General features: G+C 67.5%; 18 protein-coding genes. 9 read left to right on the plus strand and 9 right to left on the minus strand.

All coding sequences use genetic code 11. The features are described from left to right. Window positions 1-11: 11 nt before the first annotated feature. A complete protein-coding gene (locus ACV7NQ_RS14565; protein WP_463360144.1) occupies window positions 12-839 on the minus strand; it encodes a mycofactocin-coupled SDR family oxidoreductase in 828 nt (275 codons plus the stop codon). Between the two features lie 118 nt (window positions 840-957). Then, window positions 958-1,191 carry a hypothetical protein gene (locus tag ACV7NQ_RS14570; RefSeq protein WP_463360145.1) on the minus strand — a complete coding sequence of 78 codons (234 nt, stop codon included), beginning with the start codon at window positions 1,189-1,191 and terminating at the stop codon, window positions 958-960. Between the two features lie 99 nt (window positions 1,192-1,290). Here ACV7NQ_RS14570 and ACV7NQ_RS14575 point away from each other — a divergent pair, with 99 nt between their 5' ends. Both ACV7NQ_RS14575 and ACV7NQ_RS14580 read left to right on the plus strand, forming a co-directional pair. After that, window positions 1,291-1,440, plus strand: a complete 150-nt coding sequence (locus ACV7NQ_RS14575) for a hypothetical protein (RefSeq protein ID WP_463360146.1) — start codon at window positions 1,291-1,293, stop codon at window positions 1,438-1,440. Between the two features lie 558 nt (window positions 1,441-1,998). Continuing rightward, a complete protein-coding gene (locus ACV7NQ_RS14580) occupies window positions 1,999-3,099 on the plus strand; it encodes a CaiB/BaiF CoA transferase family protein (protein ID WP_463360147.1) in 1,101 nt (366 codons plus the stop codon). Between the two features lie 236 nt (window positions 3,100-3,335). On the opposite strand, the gene yczR is transcribed toward ACV7NQ_RS14580, so the two are convergent. Then, complete coding sequence (gene yczR, locus ACV7NQ_RS14585; protein WP_463360148.1) at window positions 3,336-4,835, minus strand: MocR-like transcription factor YczR; 1,500 nt, start codon at window positions 4,833-4,835, stop codon at window positions 3,336-3,338. A gap of 62 nt (window positions 4,836-4,897) precedes the next feature. Here yczR and ACV7NQ_RS14590 point away from each other — a divergent pair, with 62 nt between their 5' ends. Together ACV7NQ_RS14590 and ACV7NQ_RS14595 are read left to right on the plus strand one after the other, a co-directional pair. Beyond that, window positions 4,898-5,248 carry a hypothetical protein gene (locus ACV7NQ_RS14590; protein ID WP_463360149.1) on the plus strand — a complete coding sequence of 117 codons (351 nt, stop codon included), beginning with the start codon at window positions 4,898-4,900 and terminating at the stop codon, window positions 5,246-5,248. Continuing rightward, window positions 5,245-5,817: a methylated-DNA--[protein]-cysteine S-methyltransferase gene (locus ACV7NQ_RS14595; RefSeq protein WP_463360150.1), complete on the plus strand. Its 573-nt coding sequence runs from the start codon at window positions 5,245-5,247 to the stop codon at window positions 5,815-5,817. The genes ACV7NQ_RS14590 and ACV7NQ_RS14595 overlap by 4 nt, the downstream gene beginning before the upstream one ends. A 181-nt stretch (window positions 5,818-5,998) precedes the next feature. Here ACV7NQ_RS14595 and ACV7NQ_RS14600 read toward each other — a convergent pair whose 3' ends face one another. Beyond that, a complete protein-coding gene (locus ACV7NQ_RS14600) occupies window positions 5,999-8,602 on the minus strand; it encodes a helix-turn-helix transcriptional regulator (RefSeq protein ID WP_463360151.1) in 2,604 nt (867 codons plus the stop codon). Between the two features lie 78 nt (window positions 8,603-8,680). Next, window positions 8,681-9,970 carry an adenylosuccinate synthase gene (locus ACV7NQ_RS14605; protein ID WP_463360152.1) on the minus strand — a complete coding sequence of 430 codons (1,290 nt, stop codon included), beginning with the start codon at window positions 9,968-9,970 and terminating at the stop codon, window positions 8,681-8,683. Window positions 9,971-10,212: 242 nt separating this feature from the next. On the opposite strand from ACV7NQ_RS14605, the gene ACV7NQ_RS14610 reads away from it, so the two are divergent. Next, on the plus strand, window positions 10,213-10,884 hold the full coding sequence (locus ACV7NQ_RS14610) for a hypothetical protein (RefSeq protein WP_463360153.1): 672 nt from the start codon (window positions 10,213-10,215) through the stop codon (window positions 10,882-10,884). Then, window positions 10,881-11,669 (plus strand): site-2 protease family protein, encoded by a 789-nt coding sequence (locus tag ACV7NQ_RS14615; RefSeq protein WP_463360154.1) that lies wholly within the window; start codon window positions 10,881-10,883, stop codon window positions 11,667-11,669. Before ACV7NQ_RS14610 ends, ACV7NQ_RS14615 begins: the two co-directional genes overlap by 4 nt. A gap of 510 nt (window positions 11,670-12,179) precedes the next feature. Here ACV7NQ_RS14615 and ACV7NQ_RS14620 read toward each other — a convergent pair. Together ACV7NQ_RS14620 and ACV7NQ_RS14625 are read right to left on the minus strand one after the other, a co-directional pair. Then, window positions 12,180-13,328 (minus strand): FUSC family protein, encoded by a 1,149-nt coding sequence (locus ACV7NQ_RS14620; protein WP_463360155.1) that lies wholly within the window; start codon window positions 13,326-13,328, stop codon window positions 12,180-12,182. Between the two features lie 7 nt (window positions 13,329-13,335). Continuing rightward, window positions 13,336-13,785: a DUF3151 domain-containing protein gene (locus ACV7NQ_RS14625; RefSeq protein WP_463360156.1), complete on the minus strand. Its 450-nt coding sequence runs from the start codon at window positions 13,783-13,785 to the stop codon at window positions 13,336-13,338. Between the two features lie 220 nt (window positions 13,786-14,005). On the opposite strand from ACV7NQ_RS14625, the gene ACV7NQ_RS14630 reads away from it, so the two are divergent. Together ACV7NQ_RS14630 and ACV7NQ_RS14635 are read left to right on the plus strand one after the other, a co-directional pair. Continuing rightward, the gene (locus ACV7NQ_RS14630) at window positions 14,006-16,024 is read left to right on the plus strand and encodes an Rv0361 family membrane protein (protein WP_463360157.1); all 2,019 of its coding nucleotides are present in this window, start codon (window positions 14,006-14,008) and stop codon (window positions 16,022-16,024) included. A gap of 77 nt (window positions 16,025-16,101) precedes the next feature. Further along, window positions 16,102-17,163 carry a fused (3R)-hydroxyacyl-ACP dehydratase subunits HadA/HadB gene (locus tag ACV7NQ_RS14635; RefSeq protein ID WP_463360158.1) on the plus strand — a complete coding sequence of 354 codons (1,062 nt, stop codon included), beginning with the start codon at window positions 16,102-16,104 and terminating at the stop codon, window positions 17,161-17,163. 68 nt (window positions 17,164-17,231) lie between these two features. Here ACV7NQ_RS14635 and ACV7NQ_RS14640 read toward each other — a convergent pair whose 3' ends face one another. After that, on the minus strand, window positions 17,232-18,710 hold the full coding sequence (locus ACV7NQ_RS14640) for a DUF4185 domain-containing protein (protein ID WP_463360159.1): 1,479 nt from the start codon (window positions 18,708-18,710) through the stop codon (window positions 17,232-17,234). 142 nt (window positions 18,711-18,852) lie between these two features. Here ACV7NQ_RS14640 and ACV7NQ_RS14645 point away from each other — a divergent pair, with 142 nt between their 5' ends. Beyond that, complete coding sequence (locus tag ACV7NQ_RS14645) at window positions 18,853-19,194, plus strand: excalibur calcium-binding domain-containing protein (protein WP_463360160.1); 342 nt, start codon at window positions 18,853-18,855, stop codon at window positions 19,192-19,194. Here ACV7NQ_RS14645 and ACV7NQ_RS14650 read toward each other — a convergent pair. Further along, on the minus strand, window positions 19,188-20,306 hold the full coding sequence (locus ACV7NQ_RS14650; protein ID WP_463360161.1) for a BTAD domain-containing putative transcriptional regulator: 1,119 nt from the start codon (window positions 20,304-20,306) through the stop codon (window positions 19,188-19,190). The genes ACV7NQ_RS14645 and ACV7NQ_RS14650 overlap by 7 nt on opposite strands. Window positions 20,307-20,312 lie beyond the last annotated feature (6 nt).

The following is a 20,312-nucleotide window of genomic DNA, read 5'->3' on the forward strand; positions in this document are numbered from 1 at the left end:
GGCGATAGTGGTTACAGGGCCCCGCCGGCGTCGATCAGCTGCGTGGTGCCGGTGACGTACTTGGCGTCATCGGAGACCAGGTACAGAACGGTGTTGGTGATGTCCTCCGGCTCGAGCGCGGCGACCGGCAATCGGTTGAGAGTTCGGGCCGCCTCTTCGAAGTCGGCGCGGCCCGGATTCTCCAGATCCGGCCGGAACAACCGGTAGGTGGCGTCGTTGAGGATCATGTCCGTGGACACGGTGGTCGGGTGGATCGTGTTGACCCGGATGCTGTGCGGGGCAAGTTCTTTGGCCATGACCTTCATCATCATGACCAGGCCTGCTTTGGATGCCGCGTAGTGAGCGGTGTTCTCGTTGGCGTACATGGCTGCCAGCGAGCTTGTGATGACGACAGCACCGCCGCGGCCGCCGTCGATGATGTGCGGGACCGATGCCTTGAGCGACTTCCACACTCCGGTGAGGTTGATGTCGATCATGTCCTGCCAGGTGTCCTCGCTCATCTCGAACGTCGGAGCCGGGCTGGAGATACCCGCGTTGGCGACGACGACGTCGAGCCGGCCGAATGTGTTCATCCCCTCGTCGACTGCGGCGGCCAAGGCAGAGTAATCCCGGACATCGGCATCGCGGGCAATAATTCGGCGGCCGGTGGCCTCGACCAGTCGCGCCGTCTCGGCGAGGTCCTCAGCCGTGGCCAATGGATACGGGATGCTGGCTACCTTCGTCGTGGTGTCGGTCGCGATGATGTCAGCACCCTCGTGCGCGAACCGCACCGCGTGACTTCGTCCCTGCCCCCGCCCTGCTCCGGTGACAAACGCGACCTTGCCGTCCAACATGCCCATGACCATCTCCGATTCCGCACCGACTCCGTGTGACGCCGGTTACACCGGCGAGAATATGGCACGCAATGTTAGAAGTCGAGCGGTGCTGCCAGAACACCGCTTGATAACCCGGAGACGGTCAGATCGTCACCTCTACCAGCACGCATTCAGGATCGAGGGCGACGAGCAGCACTCTTCGCCGCTCCCGCGCCGGTAATCGCCGACGCCCTCGGCTTTTCCGCCCACCATTCGATGTCGTGGCGAATTGTTGCAGGACCGCGCAGCGGATGGTGGTGGCCAGGGGTTCGGTGGGGATGATGTTGCGCAGGTTGGTCGCGACCAGCCAAGCGAGTTCGTCGGCGAGTTGGCGCACGGATTCCTTGTTGCGAAGGCTCCAGCGTTTACGCAGCGGGGTGCCCCACAGTCGGTCGAAGAACGCTGCGGCGTTCGCTCGCGGATGTCGGTGACGCCGATGGGCAGGCGGTCGTCGCTGCTGGTGGCCATGGTTGCGGCGACACCGTCGGCGGAGCGGTTGCGGGCGTCGATCCAGTCGGCGGACCAGGCGTTGCGTCCGCTCACCGCTTGCGGGTCGGGGAGCTCGGCTTCCCCGCGCGAGGCGTAGGCGCGCAGCGTGGACGCGCCGACACCGGCTTGTCTCATGGTGCGGTGTGAGCGGGTGCGCAGCGCAAAGGCCGTGATGCCTGTCGCGGCTGTGCCGGCGGCCCAGCACAGTCCCAGGGCGAGGTATTTCCACGGCACAAGGTTCCAAAGCCCGACGGAGGTGACCTCTGCATCGCGCCGTAGGCCGGCAGGACACGCAGGAGGGGGTTTGCGGCGGCGGTGTTGGCGATCGGGTTCTGCACGCCGACATCGATGAAGCTGGTCATGATCAGCAGGAACATCCCGGCGAGTTCGGTGCGCAGCACGGCGGCGAGCGTGATGCCGATGCCTGCGTAGATCAGCGCTGCTTCACCTGAAGCTTGACGCTACTGCTGATCCTCCGGTTGCGGCGTTTGTCACGCTACTGGGATTCTGGCCTACTGACCGATTCGGTGCATAGGGGAGGTTCCAGACGGGCGATGCGGCGTTATTGTCATACTGTCAATACACCATCCGGGCCGCCCGGGGAGGACGCACCGCCTCGCCGGTGCACTGGATCAACAACGAACCGAGGTAGGACGTGAGCACACCATCCACCGCCACCAGGCAGGGCCCGCTCGCGGGCATCAAGGTCATCGAGCTGGCCGGCATCGGCCCCGGTCCGCACGCGGCGCTGCTGCTGGCCGACCTCGGCGCCGACGTGGTGCGGGTGCAGCGGCCGAACCTGCTGCCCGGCTTCGGGGAGCGGCCGCAGTGGCGTGGGCGCACCATTGTCGAGGCGAATCTGAAGGATCCGGCCGATGTCGAGAAGGTGCTCGGGCTGATCGAGAAGGCCGATGTGTTGATCGAGGGCTTCCGTCCCGGCGTCACCGAGCGCATGGGCCTTGGACCGGACGCCGCACTGGAGCGCAACCCGGGGCTGGTGTACGGCCGGATGACCGGCTGGGGCCAGGACGGCCCGCTGGCCGACCGCGCGGGCCACGACATCAACTACATCTCGCTGACCGGCGTGCTCAACGCGATCGGCCGCAAGGGTGAGCGGCCGGTGCCGCCGCTGAACATGGTCGGCGACTTCGGCGGTGGCTCGATGTTCTTGGTCTTCGGCATCCTCGCCGCGCTCCTGGAGCGGCAGAGTTCGGGCAAGGGCCAGGTGATCGACGCGGCGATGATCGATGGGGCCCTTGCCCTTTCGCACATGATCTGGGGCATGCGCGGCGTGGGCCTGTGGTCGGACGAGCGCGGCACCAACCTGCTCGACACCGGCATGGCGTTCTATGACACCTACGAAACCTCCGACGGCAAGTACATGGCGGTCGGCGCGATCGAGCCGCAGTTCTACGCCGAATTGCTGAAGGGCCTCGAGATCGACCCCGAAGGCCTGCCGATGCAGATCGACCCCAACGGCCAAGACCAGCTCGAGAAGCTGTTCACCGAGAAGTTCAAGACCAAGACCCGCGACGAATGGGCTGCGGTCTTCGAAGGCACGGACGCCTGCACCACCCCCGTGCTGACCTTCGCCGAGGCCGAGCAGAACCCGCACATCGTCGCGCGCACCGGCCTGATCGAGCTCGACGGCATCGTCCAGCCCGCCCCGGCGCCCCGCTTCTCCCGCACCCCGAGCAGCAGCCCCACCCCGCCGCCGACGGTGGCCACTCCGTTCGAATCCGTCTGGGCCGACTGAGCATTCGATATCTGATCCGAATGGCACGCTAGGCAACCTCGTGTTGCGGGCGTGCCGTTCGGCTGTCGGCGGGCGGTAATCCCGTGCGACAAAGACAGATTCGGCGCGACTTCGATACTGGCCGATATGCCCTGCTGTGCCGCATTGGCGCCGACATGCTCTGCGGCGGCCTTGACATCACCGCGTGGAGTAAAAGGCCCGGTCAGGAGCTCAGTGCGGCGCGGGGCCGGGCGGGATCAGTAGCAGGTGAGGGGCTGGAGCGGGTCCGCGGCTCGGGGCGTGAGGTCCCGGTAGGCGGCGGCGATGGACTTTATCGCCAGGCGGAGTTCCGGTTCAGGGTGGGTGAAGGGGAGGCGAAGGAAGCGTTCGAAAGCGCCCTGGACGCCGAATCTCGGTCCGGCGGCGAGCAATACGCCGTGGTTGGGGGCGGTGGCGGCCAGGGCGGTGGAGACCGGGGCCGCGAGTTGGGCCCAGACCGACATGCCGCCCGCGCCGGTGGTAACGCGCCAGTCCGGTAGCTCCTCTGCGAGCGCGATGAGCAGCGCGGCGCGCTGAGCGAGCAACTGGCCGCGGCGGCGATCGAGGATGGTGCCGGCGCGTTCCAGCAGGTGGACGGTGGCCAACTGATCCATGACCGGAGTGCCGAGGTCGACGGTGGGGCGAATGCCGAGCAGTTTGGTGATCAGCGCCTGATTGGTACGGATCCAGCCGACACGCAGGCCGCCCCAGAAGGATTTCGAGGCCGAACCGATGGTGACGATCTCGGAGCCCTTCGCGAAAGCGGCGACCGGCGGCGGGGTGGCGTCGGTGAGGTGTAGGTCCATCATCGACTCGTCGACCACCACGGTCATCCGGGTGTCGCGGGCGATGGCCGCCAGTTCCGCACGACCCTCCGCATTCAGCAGCAGGCCGGTCGGGTTGTTGTAGTCGGGCACCAGGTAGGCCAGTGTCGCCGCAGTTTGCCTTGCGGCACTGCGGATTCCGTCGAGATCCCAGCCCGCCTCCGGGGTTTCCGGGCGGAGCGGCACCGGTATCGGGCGGGCGCCGACATCACGGATCGCCTCGATGGCGTTCGGGTAGGTGGGGTGGTCGATCAGCACCCGCGCCGCCGGGGAGGTGAGCACGTTGAGCAGCAATCGCAGACCGTGCTGCGCGCCGAGGGTGATCAGGATCTGATCGGGATCGGTGAGCAGGCCACGCTCGGTGTACCGGCGCGCCACCGCCTCACGCAGGGCGAGCACACCGACCGGATCCATGCCGTGCGTCATCAAGTACGGCGGAATGCCTTGCAGAGCAGCCGAATACGCCTCCTGCATTTCCAACGGCGCGGCCATCGCGGCGTAGGTCATATCAATGGTCGGCAGTTCCGGCGGCGCCATCAAGGCCAGAATGCTCCTGGCCGGTTTGGTGCCATCGTGCTGCATCGCGGGCGGCAGGGCCACGGTGCTGCGGGAGCCCTGGCGGCTGATCAGGTAGCCGTGCTCGCGTAGCAGTGCGTAGGTGGAGGTGATGGTGGTGCGGCTGACGCCGATGGTGGTGGCAAGATCGCGTTCGCTAGGCAGCGCGACCCCCAGCGGGGCCCGGCCGTCGTGGATGAGCAGCCGGATGCCTTCGGCGAGGGCCAGATAGGCCGGGCGCGCGGAGCGGCGGGACTCACCGTCGCCGTTCTCGTCCGCACTGCGCCAGTGGCCCAGGTCCCTGGCCAGGCTGGCGGCACCGATCACTCTCGTCGACATAAAGTCCAGTATTAGCTAAGTGGATATTTATTGGCAAGGCCAGTTGGCGCACGCTATGTTTTATGACCGCAATCGTGACGCTGCTCGTCATCGCACTGTTCAGCTACCTCATGCACCACTACACGTCGAAGCGGTCGCAGGAGATCTTCCGGCTCGAACGGTTCCGCGTGCCGGGCCCGCTGACCGACTGGTCGCCTTCGTACTACGAAGAACAGCGGCGAAACTCGGATCTCGCCGCGATATACAGCCGCAGCGACGTGCCAGATCCCGAGCGGCGGAGTGCCAGGAAACCACACGTCGCCCCGGCGAAGGCCGAGGCAAACGCGACTACCAAGGCTCGCCCAGTCCAGTTGGGCAAGACTGGACTGGCCTGTGCAAACTTGTCAGCCCCTGGGGGCACACTGGCGGTATGAGTGAATCGGCCCGTGCGTCCACCGGGGCGGCGCTGTTCGAGACCGTGATCGGCAGCTGCGCGATCGCCTGGGTCGATGACGCCGTCATCCGGTTCCAGTTGCCCGAGGCCGGCCAGGACGCCACCCGAGCCCGAATCACCCGCCGCCGCAGCGGCATTGCCGACAGCGCGCCGATTCCGGAGCGGACACCGACCGGCCGGATCGCCGAAGCGATTGCCCGCATTCGCGCCCATCTCGCCGGTGAACTCGATGATCTGCGCTGGATCCCGTTGGACACCAGCATAATTCCCGATTTCCATCGCGCCGTCTACGAGGTGACCCGCGCCATCGACCCTGGCCACACCCTCACCTACGGCCAGGTGGCCGACCGCATCAATGCCCCCGGCGCCGCCCAAGCCGTCGGACAGGCCTTGGGCCGCAACCCGATTCCCCTCATCATCCCCTGCCATCGGGTAGTCGCCGCCGACAACGCCCTCACCGGTTTCTCCGCCCCCGGCGGCATTACCACCAAACAGCATCTCCTGGAAATCGAGCGCACGCCGGGCTTCGGCGAGCCGACCCTGTTCTGATCCTCGCACCATCGGCGACACCGATGAATCCGTGCTGCTCGCACCGTCTGAATTCGGTGAGGGTCGGCCGGGGTTTTCGCTGCAGCCCAAGTTTCTGGTTGCGGGCCCAGTAACAAGCCATGGCCACCTGACTCACCCCGCGAAACAACGCGGGCCAGCAGGACAAGCCGTGGCTGCCAGCTCACCCCGCGGACGATTCCCCTCGCATGAGCGCGCCGAGGGACTCTCGGTCGGTGACGTCCATTTTGATGCAGGCGCGGTAGAGGTGGCCTTCGACGGTGCGGACCGAGACGGTGAGGCGGTCGGCGATTTGGCGGTTGGACAGGCCCGCGGCAACGAGATTCGCGATTTCGCGTTCACGGGCAGTCAGCGGCAGTGGCTGGGCGGCTTGGCGCAGGGCGGGGGTGCTGGCGCCACCGCAGGCGACGGCGAGGCGGTTCGCGGCTGCGGCGGATTCCAGCAGGCGGCGGCGGTCGCCCGCGCGTTCGTGGGCGGAGGCGGCCTGGGCGGCGGCGTCGGCGGCCGAGAGCAGCGCGCCGATCTGCTCGAATTCGGCGGCGGCAGCGTCGAGCCCGGGACCGTTGTGGGCGGCGAGGGCGACCGCGTGCCTGGCCTGGGCCTGCACCAGGCGGCCGTCGACCCGGGTCGCAAGGTCGGCGAGCCTGCCCGCGGCCGAGTGATCGCCGAAGCGGGCGGCCGTGTGCAGCGCCATGGCCTCGATAGCGTGCTGATGCGAGCGTGCCGCCGCGTCGGCGGCGCTCATCGCCAGCCGCATGGCCGGGGTGACCGTGCCTTCGGCAGCGGCCACCCACGCCCTGGCAATCTCCAGTTGCGGTTCGTATACCGCGCTGTGCCGACCACCGCGCGCGGTGGCCTCGGCGATGGATTCTGCGGCTTCGGCAGGGCGACCGAGCGCCGAATACGCTTCCGCCAAACGGATTCTCGCGGGCATATTCCAGGCCGCGGCGCCCTCCATGGCAAGTGCGGCCAACGCCTGTTCGAGATGTTCGATCCCAGCCGGGAATTGGCCCATTGCCACATCGACGGTGCCCTGCAGGATTTTCGACATCCCCCACGCCAGATATTGCCCGGGTGCGGAGTAGCCGAAATATGGTGCGGCGCAACGCCGTGCGGCTTCGAAATCGCCGGTGAAGGTCAGCGCGAGCACCTCGGCATGCGTCGACATGAACCGGTTGAGTCCATCGATATGGGATTCCACCTGATGCCCGCGGGCCGCGTACTGCCGGGCGGCCTCACCCTTGCCCATCAACGCGAGCGCCAGTCCACCACCGAACGCGGCCCACCACACCGCCCACGGCGGCGAGCCCTCGGCCGACATCACCGCCTCGGCCTCGGAGAACGCATCCTCGATCCGGTTCTCGTTGACCGCGCATGCCGAGGCGAGCCCGGCCAACGTAGCGACGATCTTAGGGTGCGCCACCTTGCCGCGGATCAGCGCGAGTACCTCGTCGGCGCGATCGGCATCGCCCATGGCCCACAACAGATTCGAGACCCGGGTGCTGCCCCAGCGGGCCAGCTGCACCTCGTTCAACTGATCCGGATCGAAGCTGGCCAGGGTGCGTTCGGCCTCGATGCGGTGGCCCTGCCAGAGCAGCGCGCGAGCGAGCAGGTCGGCCGCTTCGACGCCGCCCCCGCGTTCCACCGCCGCCCGCGCGAACCGCTCACCGAGCGGCAGATTCGCCAGCCCGATGGCGTCGGCGGCGGCCGCCTCGAACAGTTCGAGATCGGCGGATTTATCACTGTCCAAGGCCAATTCGGCCAGCCGGATCCGGTCCGGAGCGGAATTGATCGGCCGCTCCTTGAGCGAGGAATACAGTCGCCCGCGCAGCCGCCGCGCCGAGGCGATACCGAGCCGGCGCCGGATCACCTCACCGAACAGCGGGTGGTTGTAGCGCACGATCAACTGGGGCGAATTCTCGACAACCCTGATCACGCCACGGTTTTCGGCCGCCTCCACGGCCTCTTCGCCGACCAGTTCCGCGAGCACGTCCAGGCCGATCGGCTCGCAAAAGGTGAGCAGCTCGAGCACCCGCAGCACCTGCTCGGGCAATTGCTCGACTCGATCCTCGAGCAGCGCGGCCAATTCCGAGGTGACCGCTGCGCGGCCGCGCAGCTGCCACACGCCGTTCACCTGGCGCAGTGTGCCTGCCTCCAGCGCGCCCTCCACCAAATGCCTTAGGAACAGGGCATTTCCGCCGGAGGACTCCCACATGAGGTTGGCGGTGAAGCCCTCCAGCTGCCCGCCGAGCATCGACTCCACCAGATCGACGCTCTGGCGCTGGGTGAACGGATTCAGGTTGATGCGCAGCAGGTGGCCATCTTTCCACAGCGAGGTGACCGCGTCCGGCACCTGGACTCCGCTACGCACGGTGGCCACGATGTGCGCGGCCTTATCGATGGCCAGCTGCAGCAGCAGCGTGGCCGACAACTGGTCGAGCAGATGCGCGTCGTCGACGCCAATGATGGTGTGGCCGTCTGCGAGCAGCGCTTCGCGCGCCGCGGACATGAACGTCACCGGATCGTGGGCCGTATACACGCCGACCATGTGCGCGAAGACACCCAGCGGGATGCTGCGGGCCGATTCGGTGCCCGCGACCCACCGGATATTGCCGCCGATAGCGGCCGTCGCCTGTCTTGCCAGAGTTGTCTTGCCCACCCCGGCGTCACCGGTGAGCACCGTGCCGACGTATTCAGTGCCGCTGAGCGCTGCGCGGATCGCCTCGAACTCGGTCTCGCGCTCGATCATCGGCCAGTTCCGAGCCATGCTCTAACTGTAGTTCTTCCGATCATGATCGAAGTCAACGAACGATCAACGGCCACAGCTCTTCAGGCGGTTTTGTTCCTAACCGAGCACATCGTGCCGGACAATGGTCTGATCACGGCCGGGACCGACACCGATGCACGAAATACGTGCACCCGAGAGCTCCTCCAGCCGCAGCACGTACGCCTGCGCGGTGGCCGGCAATTCCTCGAAGGTCTTGGCGTGCGAGATGTCTTCCCACCAGCCAGGCATTTCTTCGTAAATCGGCTTGGCGTGATGGAATTCGGTCTGGGTGGTCGGCATCTGCTCGACCCGCTCGCCGTCGATTTCATAGGCGACACAGATCGGCACCCGATCCAGGCTGGACAGCACGTCGAGCTTGGTGAGGAAGAAGTCGGTGATGCCGTTGACCCGGGTCGCGTACCGGGCGATGACCGCGTCGAACCAGCCGCAACGCCGGGCCCGGCCGGTGGTCACACCGACCTCGCCGCCCTGCTTGGCCAGGAACTCACCGTAGTTGTCGAACAGTTCGGTCGGGAACGGTCCGGAGCCGACCCTGGTGGTGTAGCACTTCAAGATGCCGAGCACCGTGTTGATCTTGTTGGGTCCCACGCCTGCCCCGACGGCCGCGCCACCCGAGGTCGGGTTGGACGAGGTGACGTACGGGTAGGTGCCGTGGTCCACGTCGAGCAGGGTGCCCTGCGAACCCTCCAGCAGCACGGTCTCGCCGCGCTCGAGAGCCAGGTTCAGTTGCAGCCGGGTGTCGGCGATGCGGTGTTTGAAGCTCGCCGCCTGCGCCAGCACCTCGTCGACCACCTGCTGCGCGTCCAGCGCGCGGCGGTTGTAGATCTTCACAAGAACCTGGTTCTTGAATTCCAGGGCCGCCTCGACCTTCTGCGTGAGGATCTTCTCGTCGAGCACATCGGCGACCCGGACGCCTACGCGGGCGACCTTGTCCTGGTAGCACGGGCCGATGCCGCGACCGGTGGTGCCGATCTTCTTGTTACCGAGGAAGCGTTCGGTGACCTTATCGATAGCCACGTGATACGGCATGATCAGGTGCGCGTCGGCGGAGAGCAGCAGGCCCGAGGTATCCACGCCGCGCTCTTCCAGCCCGGCCAACTCCGCGAGCAGCACACCCGGATCGACAACCACGCCGTTGCCGATAACATTCGTCACGCCGGGGGTGAGGATGCCGGAGGGAATCAGGTGCAACGCGAACTTGTCACCGTTGGGCAGCACCACGGTATGACCGGCATTATTTCCGCCCTGGTACCGGACCACCCATTGCAACCTGCCACCGAGCAGGTCGGTCGCTTTGCCCTTACCCTCGTCGCCCCATTGAGCGCCGATCAGGACGATTGCCGGCATTGTCGTGTCTCCTACGGTTCGACGCGCAACACCTGTGTGTTGCAGCTACCTGCCGTATTGAGGCGGTGGCCGGAAGCACAGTCTAGCCGAAGCTTCCACAGCGGCAGCGAACCGGATCAGGCCGTAGGCTCGGCAACCGTGTGACGGGAGCCGAGCGCGGCTATGGTGGCACAACGAAGCGGACCAGCCGGAGGTTCGCGGAACCGACGGGTGTCGGGGGACCGAGGAGGGTGTACGGCAGTTTGAGTACCCATGTTTTCCGTTGCGACGGCGCACCGGTACCCATTGCCCTCGCGTCACTACCGAACTCGCCGACCACCGCAATTCCGGAAGCCAGCGATATCGATGAGCTGCTGCCCGTGCTCGCCGCCGACAGCCTGCCCCGGCTGATCGTGCTCGGCGAGGATGCCGCTCTCGCCGCGGTACTGACCCACCTGATGCGAACCGAACGGCTGCATGTGGAGATCGGCTACGTGCCGGTCGACAAGACCTACGGCTCCCGCGCCTACCAGACCGGCACCGGCAATGCCGCGGCCAAACGCGCGCTGGGGGGCCGGGCCACCGAAACCCCGCTGATCCGCGACGACACGGGCACCGTACTGGTCGGACGCGCGACCATCACGGGTCCCGGCGGCGAAAAACTGGAGGGCGAGGCGTACGTGGACGACACCCTGCTGTTCTCCGGCAAGGTCACCGCTATGCGCGTCTCACCGATGTTGGACATGCCCGGCGTCCGCGCCACCGTGCAGAAGGGCTTTCGCTTTCGCTTTCGCAAGCGCCGCTGGATCGAAGGTCGTGCCGCGCAACTGGGCACCCCCGGCGCGGTGGTGACGCGTGACGGCATTGCCAGCGATCGAGTCGTGCCGCGTTCGACGTTCTATCGCCATCACGAGCCATGGTTGCTGGTCCGATGAGTCACCCGTTTCCACAGGATCGACGCTCGAGCCCTGGGGCTGTCCGTCCGAGCCCGGTGTTCCTGCTCGTCATCGCCATTACCGCGGTCGGCGGGGTACTGGCCTGGAATGCCGACGTCAACTCCACGCGCGCCAAGGCCGGCGTGTTCGTGCTGGTCGTGTTCGGTTGGATCATCACCCTGTGCCTGCACGAGTTCGCGCACGCCTTCACCGCGTGGCGAGCGGGCGACCGCGAAGTGGAATTGCGTGGCTATCTCACGCTGAACCCGCTCAAATACAGCCACCCGCTGCTGTCGATCGTGCTGCCGATGGTGTTCATCGCGCTCGGCGGCATCGGTCTGCCCGGCGGCGCGGTCTACGTGCACACGCACAATGTCAGCCCGCGCATGCAGCGAATCATCAGCGGCGCGGGGCCCGCGGTGAATGCGGTCTGCGCGATGGTGCTGCTTGTAATCGTGTGGCAATTCGGTAGCGCCGCGTCGCATCCCGCGTTCTGGTTCGGGCTGAGTTTCCTTGGGTTCCTGCAAATTACGGCGGCGCTGCTGAACATCCTGCCCGTCCCCGGCCTGGACGGTTACGGAATCCTCGAGCCATCGCTGAGCTACCAGACCCGGCGCGCGCTCGATCAGTTCAAGCCGTTCGGCATGTTGATCCTGTTCGCGCTGCTATTCACGCCGAGCATCAACAAGGTGTTCTTCGACGCGGTCTACTCCCTGTACGAACTATCCGGCGTACCGTCCGACTGGTCACGCTACGGCAGTTACCTCACCCGTTTCTGGGCCTGATCACACCCTGCCGCACCGCCGTTCTACCTGGGCGATCGCGTCCCGGAGACCGGTTCGGATCAGCGCGGACATCGATCTCCCCACCGGGTGGTGTCGGCCGTCGCCTGGCTCGGGCACACCGTGCAGTGGCCGATCTACCAAGCCTGGGACTTCGATTGCGGCGCTTCACCTTCCGAGGGAGTCCGGCACTCTCTTCGCCCCGTGGGCGACTGATCGCGAACATGCCGATCGCCCGGTCCGAGCGCAAGACCGGGCGACCCCTTCACGCGACGAGCCACGGCCCCTACCAGCCCGGCCACCACGCCAATATGGCCGGTGGGGCGTCTGCGCCGTCATGCGAAGTGTTCCACCGCAACACCCCTCGTACTGCGGTCACCACTAGAAGTTATGGCGGGCCTTCAGTAGAGACACGAGTAGCGCACTACCCATAGTTCACTGTTCGGGCAAACCCAGTGTCGGCGATACGCTCGCAGGCCGGTCGAATGTCCGAAATCCGCTGAGTAGTGGAGGTCATTCTTCCGGGGTCACGTGCGGATGCGGGACCGTCGGCGGCAGCAGCGCCATGGCGGAGATGCGCTGCAGACCACACACCTGCATCAGGTCGACCACCATGGAGCGGACCTGCGCGAACACCACGTGTGCCGAAAGTCCCGCACTCTCAACGAGATCCGGTCGCGCGCTCTTGGCGACCGTGCGCAGCACCCGGGCCGCCTCGGCCTGGTCGGGCTGCTCGCCGGGGTCGGCGAGCATCATCCGGCGCACCACGCCGACCGACTGCGCGAGCCGCTCCACCACATCGATCAGCCTCGGGTCCAGGATTTCGTCGTCCTGCACCAGCGTGAGCGAACGACGAAGCAGCACTCGGGTATTGCGGATCGCGTTGTCGAGCGGATCGGCGGTGGCCCGGATACGTTCCAGGCGGGTGCGTGAATTCCAGTACAGCGGGGAGATGCGGCTGATCTCCCTGCCGCCCTCCAACGTCGCACGCAGCTGGTCGATCTGCGGCTGCGTCGCGCGGGCCGCGTCCAAGGCCGCGCGAATCTTCTCGGAGTCTTGTTCGAGCAAGCCGTCCGCGCAGTCGGTGAGCGATTTACCCATCACCGCAAGGACTTCCGCGGCCTGCTCGCGGGCCCGGCGCACCGGATGCAGCGGGATCGAGGCGACCACGACCACACCGACCAGGCCGCCGATCAGTGCATCGATCATGCGGGAGAAACCGCCGCCCGCCGAGGGCTGCATCAGGGTGGCGACCAGCACGGCGGAACTGGCGGCCTGCATGGAGATGATCGACCCACCGTCGAGGAAGACCGTTGCAGCCATGGCCACGCCGACCACCAGGGCGATCTGCCACACCCCGGTGCCCGCGTGCGTGATGAACAGGTCGCCGATGCCGATGCCGACGGCGACGCCGACCACCAACTCCACCGACCGGCGCAGCCGGGCGCCGAACGAAATACCGATCGACACCACGGCCGCGGTGGGTGCGAAGAATGGTAGCGCGTGGCCGACGAGGTTGTGCGCGATGAACCAGGCCAGCGCGGCGCCGACCGCACACTGGATGATCGGAAGTGCGGACGTGCGTAACCGCGTCCACGAGCTGTGCAGCCGGTCCACGCTGCTCGCCCGGGCAGTGCCGACGCGGGAATTCGGATCGATCAATTACGCCTCAGTCGAGGCCGAGCTCGGCGGCGGCGCGCGGGTCGCAGTCCTCCAGCAGATCCAGGCAGCGGGCGTACTCTTCGGTCTCGCCGATCGCCCGTGCCGCCCTGGCAAGCGCGCCGACACACCGCAGGAAGCCCCGATTGGGTTCGTGGCTCCACGGCACCGGCCCGAAGCCCTTCCAGCCGTTGCGACGCAACAGGTCGAGGCCGCGGTGGTACCCGGTGCGGGCGAAGGCGTAGGCGGCGACGATGTCGTGATTGACCACCTTCTCCGCGCTATCGCTGCCGCCCCGGGCCAGCGCCGCCTCCGCGAGGTAGGCCCAGGCGTTCGAGGCCGCCGGATGGGCGGCCGCTACCTGCACCGGATCGGCCTTGTCGAGCAGAGCCTCCTCCGCGTCGGAGATTTCGGGTAGGAGTACCGGCTGCGGTCCGAGCAGGTCACCGAACGAGGTCATGGGCTTCATTGTGCACCGATGATCGAATTGCTCGGTAGGCGGTGGCCGAGCCTTCGCTCATCCAAGCGCGAGCTGCGAACCAACCACGTCCGGCTACGCCCACTCATCGATCGCCGCGGCTTCGTTCGGCCGAGCGCGAGGCTAAAGACGGACTCCACCCGGCTGTGCCCATTAGGCTGGCTGTCGAGTTCAAATTTTCCGCCCGAGCGAGGGGTAGTAGGTGTCCGACCCGAACGACGAGAAGAACCCGGCGCAGGGTAGCGCCGGACCCGCCGACCCGGCGTCCGCGAACGACGCGCGCCCGGAAGCGCCCGCGGAACGGACACCCGCGCCCACCGAACCCATGCCCGCCTCGCCTGCCGACACGCAGTCGGCACCCACCGGCAAGCAGCCGACCGGCACCTCGCAACCGGCTTCCGGCAGACCGCAACCGGCTTCCGGCGGACCGGCCGCACCGAGCGCAAGTGATAAGCCCGGTGTCGCTGGGGCCGCCCCCAGCAAGCCCAGCCTCGCAGGTACCGCACCCGACAAGCCCCGCCCCACCGGCGCAGCCAGCAAACCCAGCCCCACAGGTACCGCACCCGACAAGCCCCGCCCCACCGGCGCAGCCAGCAAACCCAGCCCCACAGGTACCGCACCCGGCAAGCCCGACCCCGCGAGCGCAGCGCCCGGGAAGCCGGACGCCGCGGCATCCGGCCCCGCTACCCCCGGCCGACCCGATGCCAAGCCGGACGCCCGGTCCGGCAAGGCGGGCGACGCCGCCCCGGGATCCGAGCCCGAAACCGCGCCCATCGAGTCCGGCAAAGCCACGGGCCGCTCCGCGTCCGCCGCGGCGCCTGCCGTCAGCACCTCGGCATCCGGCAAGGACGGCGGCTCCGACGCGAAGACGGTACCCGGCAATCCCGTCAACCAATCCAGCTCCGGCACCGCGACTTCCGGCAAACCCGGCGGACCCGGAGCTGGGCCCGACGCCCAGACCACGGTCATCCCGCGGGCCAGTCCGGCGAACCAGAGTGCCCCTGCGGGCCAGTCGCCCGACAAGCCCACGGGACCCGGCGCCGCAACCACCGTGATCAAGCGGGATGACGCGGCAAATCGCGCCGCTGCGCCAGGCGCCGCGGACCGCGACAAGCCTGCGAACGCCGCACCTACCGACAAGCCCGGCGACGCCGCGAAGGAAGCCGATCCGGCGGGCCCCGACGCGGTGACCGTTTCGATGCAGACGGCGAAGCCCGCGACGAACGCTCCGGCCGACGCCGCGAAAGAGCAGCCGGACATCGCGGGCGCCGACGCGGAAACCGTCTCGATGCGCACCGCGACCCCCGCGAAGGACGACCCCGAGTCCAGTAGGGACGAGCCGAACATCGCCGGGGCCGATGCCGAAACCGTGGCGATGCGGGTGGTCTCGAACCCCGACGACGCCAAGACCATGGCGCTGCCGATCCAGAAGCCCGCCGACAATGCCGGGACGAAGTCGCGTCCGGCGCCGGTCTCACGGCCACCGAGCACGCCTCGCCCCGCACCCGGCCCGAAACAGCCCGGGCCGCAGGGCCCTTCTGGGCCACCGCCGAACGGCCCCGGTGGACCTGTGACCGAGCAGACCCGGCCGTCGCCACCGCGTCCGCCTGCCAAGCCGCGCACGGTCGCCTCGGCGCCGTCGCCCGCGGATATGCAGGCGACCCGCCCCGCGCAGTCGCTATCCGGGCCGCGCCCGCCGCAGCCGCGGCCGATCGCGCAACCGCAGCACATCGCCCCGCCCGCGCAACCCGCGGCCGACGCGCAGGCACCGGCCGGGCGGTCCAAGCGCTGGCTGGCCGCGGTGCTCGCGGCCGCGGTGGTGCTGGTGGTGGCGCTCATCACGCTGGCGGTGGTGCTGCTCGACACTTCCGGCGACAGTTCACCGGAGGCGCAGATCCGCTCCGCCGTCACCGATTACACCCAGGCGCTGAAGACCGGCGATCTGACGACGCTGCGCAACACCACCTGCGGTCCGCTCAACGACTTCTACAAGGGCGTCCCGGCCGATCAGTTCGCCGATGTGCACCAATTGTCGCTGGAGCGCAAGACCATTCCGGTGGTGGACAGCGTCGACGCGATCCGGATCACCGATAAGACCGCGATCGCGCAGGCCACCGTCTACACCGACGCCGACCCGTCGAAGCGTTCCGCGCGTACCTTCGATCTCGCAAGCACGGCCGACGGCTGGAAGGTGTGCGACCCGTCCGCTGCAAATCCATAGCGGGCCGGCATCACCAGGTTGTGCCCGTCACACTCACCTGGTCAACGGACCGGTTCACCAGTAAAATAGCCCGGATAATGGGCACGGAACAGACAATCGCGCAGCCGGAGTCGGATGTTGTGGTGCAGACGGCGACGCTGGCAGGACGACGATTCCGAAGCCGCGACCACTACGTGGTCGGCCGAGAGAAGGTCCGCGAGTTCGCGCGCGCGGTGCAGAATACGCACGGGGCACACCAGTACGAACCCGATGCGCGCAAACTCGGCTACGACGGCATCGTCGCGCCGCCGACCTTCTCCTCGGTCATCGGCATCACCGCGACCAGGGCGCTGTTGGATACCGTGCTCAGCGAGTATGACCTGTCCCAGATCCTGCAGACCGACCAGGTCTTCGAGATCGTCCGGCCGATCCTAGCCGGCGACCGACTCACTACCGAAGTGGTGATCGAGTCGATCCGGCAGTTCGGCGACAACGATTTCATCCTGGTCGGCTTCACGCTGACCGACCAGTACGGCGAGGTCGTGCAGACCGGATCGACCACGATCGTGGCCCGCCGCGGCGTCGAGGTCGACGCGAATATCGCCGACGCGGTGGAGAGCATCGTGATGCAGGCTCGTCCGTTTGCCGAAGATGCGGTGAACGCAGGCCCGCTCATCGCCGTCGACACCGACAGCACCGGCCCGGCGGAGCTGCCGCCGCCGAGCGGGCTGGTGCACAGCCTGCCCGACTTCGACCGACTATCCGTCGGCGATCAGCTCCCGGCCGGGACCGCCGAGGTGACCCGCGGCGACCTGACCAACTATGCGGGAGTTTCGGGCGATCCCAACCCGATCCACTTCAGCGAGCAGGCCGCGACCATGGCCGGGCTGCCGACCGTGGTGGCGCACGGCATGCTGACCATGGGCTTGGCCTCGGCCTACCTCACCTCATGGGTCGGCGATCCGACCGCGATCGAGAAGTTCAGCGTGCGGTTCTCCGGCTTCGTTCCGGTAACCACCGAGGCGCCGAGCACCATCGAATTCACCGGCAAGATCAAGTCGCTCGATCCACGGCGACGGACCGCATCGGTGATGATGGCCGGTACCTCGGAGGGGCGCAAGCTCTTCGGACGTGCCATCGCCGAGCTTCGATTCGCCTAGCGTCTCGATTCACTTGGCGCGCAGCGGTTCTGGAAGGTCCGGGCGGCACCGAGGGGTTGCCGCTCGGATCATTCCACCGTCGCGTGCATCAGGTAGACGTTGTAGTCGCTCCACGTCGAAATGGTGAAGTACAGGTCCGCACCCGAGGACCAGGGGTGGATGAATCCCCCGTACAGCTCCGGGTAGTCCCGCACCGTCACCGTCGCGCTGCTGTCGGACCACCCGCCCTGCGGTAAATCCGATTCGCGGACAACCACAGCCGCCTTGGCGGTATCGAGATAGCTCATCTGCCAGACGTTTCGGGCGGTGTCGAAGCGCACCGACAACTCACCGGCCGGAGCGTAGACAATCGGTGTGGCGAAGGCGGATCCGCCGACCGGCGTCCAGTTTCCGTCTCGCCAGTACTGGTACGCGGTGGTGTTGAGGAGCTGATCCTTCGGCACCCTCGCCACGCCGACGGCGGCAAGGCGGGTGTTGGGGGTGCCGAACATGTACACGTAGTCGCCGTGCGGAACCATTGCGGCCACTTGGAAATTCGCCAGCCCGAAGATGTTGTCCCAGCGGGCGTAGGGATCCTTGGTCCAGGTCTGCCCGTGGTCGTCGGAATAGGAGATGCCGCCGTAGTTGGTGTAAAAGGTGCCGGGGAGGCTGTTCCAGGTGCGAATTGCCATGTAGCTCAGGTACTGCCGGTCACCGATCGCGAATCCGGAGGTCGGGATCGTGGTCACCTCGATATTGTCGAGCTTGCGGCTCGATAGCACTTCCGCGGCGTGACAACGGTCGTCGGTCACCATCCGGTCGAAGGTCATCCCGTCGGAGAGATCCCGATCGCTGCTGAAGGCCAGCACATTGCTGCGCCAATCGTTGCCCATGCCACCCGGCGGGTGGAAGCCGCGCCCGACGGTGTCACCGAACGCGGCCGCGATCTCCCCCGGCCCGCTCTCCCACATGATGCCGAGGTCGGTGCCGTCCACCTGCCATCGCTTGTCGGTGCGGTTGATCGAATTCGCGCCGGTCTCCTTGGCCACCTCGCGCACCGCACCGATCCGCGGCGCGGGCCGCACCGGTGATTGCGCGCCGGGCTCGGTCGGCGGATCGACGCGCGCCGGTGGCAGCGGCACCGGTCCCGGGTCCGGGCCGGGCCCAGGGATCCCGAAGTAGAAAGGCTTGGGGCTCAACAGAATGTCCGGAATCCCCAGTCGACTGGCCGGACTCGGCGGCGGCGGAGGCCCATCGGTGAGATCCGGGCACGGATTGGTGCACGGGTTCGGCGGCAGTTCCAGCACGGTCCGGGTCGGCGCGGGCGCGGGCGGCTGTGGCGGGAGCACGGTGACCACCGGATACGGGATCGGCACTTCCAGGGTCTTCGGCACCAGCGGTTCATGCGTCGCCGCCGGATCACTCACGCACGGACCGGCGCCTGCCACCGCGACCGCACTGTCGGATCCACTCGGGTCGGGCGCCGCGCCAGCGGGCCGCTCGGCGGACACCAACGCCCCCGCCCCGACCACGACAGCACCGAGCACCGCCATCAGCCGCATGGCCATATGCAAACCCCTCGACCCTCGTTGTACGCCCGCCAGCGAACGACCCTACCCGGCTCATCCGAGCTGGCACCCGAGACTTTCCGATTCACCGATGTCGAATTGGTATGGGCGCCACCGCCGGAATCGGCGGAGGATGGTCGGCGTGAACATTGCAATGATCCACCACCACCGGCTCGCGGCACTCGGCGCGGCCGGTCTGGTGGCGGGCGGGTTGGCGCTCGCGGCGCCGACCGCCGCTGCCGATCCACCGTCCGCCGTCGCGATATCCGGTCCGGATGATTCGTACCCGACACCGAGCTATCGGCCGGGGCCGAAGGGCGACAACGTGCCGCCGCCGGAAAAGAAGGACAAGAAACCGGCCAAGATCTACACCGACTGCGACCAGGTACGCGCCGATGGCAAACTGCCGATGTATCGCGGACAGCCGGGCTACGAGCCCTACCTCGACCCGGACAATAACGGAATCGCCTGCGACGGTTACTGAATCGCCTGGAAGGTCAGCACGGTGACGCCGATCCGGATGACATCGCCGTCGGCTAGCAGCGCCCCGGTCTCGATCGGTTTTTCGTTGACGTAGACGCCGTTGGCCGAATGCAGGTCCTTGATCAGCAGGCCGGCCCGGCTCGGCATGATGTGCGAGTGGTAGCGGCTGGCCTTGGGATCGTCGAGGACGAGGTCGTTGTCGGTCATCCGGCCGATCCGCAGACCGCCCTGCCCGATCACCAGCACCCGGCCGTCCTCCATCCGCAGCTGCCCGGCGCGTACCGCCCGCGGCATCTCGGTGACGGTTTCGGTCATCGCCGCGGCCATCCGCTCGCTGCGCTTGATTTCCACCGTGCTCAGCGGTTCCTGGCGCAGCACCCGTTGCTCCAGGTCGACCACGGGCGGACTCGGATCGATGCCGAGTTCCTCGGCGAGCACCCTGCGCACCCGACGGCACGCGTCGAGCGCATCCGCCTGGCGGCCAGACAGGTACAGCGCGGTGATCAGCTGCGCCCACCACGGCTCCCGCAACGGATGTTCGTTCGTCATGGCGACCAGCTCGCCGATCACCGATGAGGCACGCCCACAGGCGATTTCGGCGTCGATCCGGGCCGAGGCGGCCAGCAGTCGCTCCTCGTCCATCGCGGTGGCGAAACCGTCCGCGAACTGCAGCCCGGCCAGATCGGCCAACGCCCGACCGCTCCACTCGCGCAACGCATTTCCGAACAGTTGCGCCGCACCAGCGTGATCGCCGACCTCGGCGCAGCGGGCGCCCGCGTCCCGTGCTGCTTCGAAGCGGCCGAGATCGCAAGCGTCCTCGGTGATTTCGAGCCGATAGCCCGACGATTCGGTGCGCAACACCGAGGTCTGATCCACACCCGAATTACGCAGCGCCTTACGGATATTCGAGACGAACACCTGCAGACTCGCCGCGTAGGAATCGGGCGGTTCCTCGTTCCACACCATGTCGGCCAGTGCGGCCGAGGCCACCGCGCGCCGCCGATTCACGGTGAGTGCGGCGAGCAACGCCCGCGGTTTGGGCCCGCCGACCGCCACCGGCTCACCGCCGACGAGCAGCCGGACGGGCCCGAGCACGCGCACATCAAGACTCATGAGCTC

It is taken from the genome of Nocardia sp. Tas62D01 (assembly GCF_055232035.1).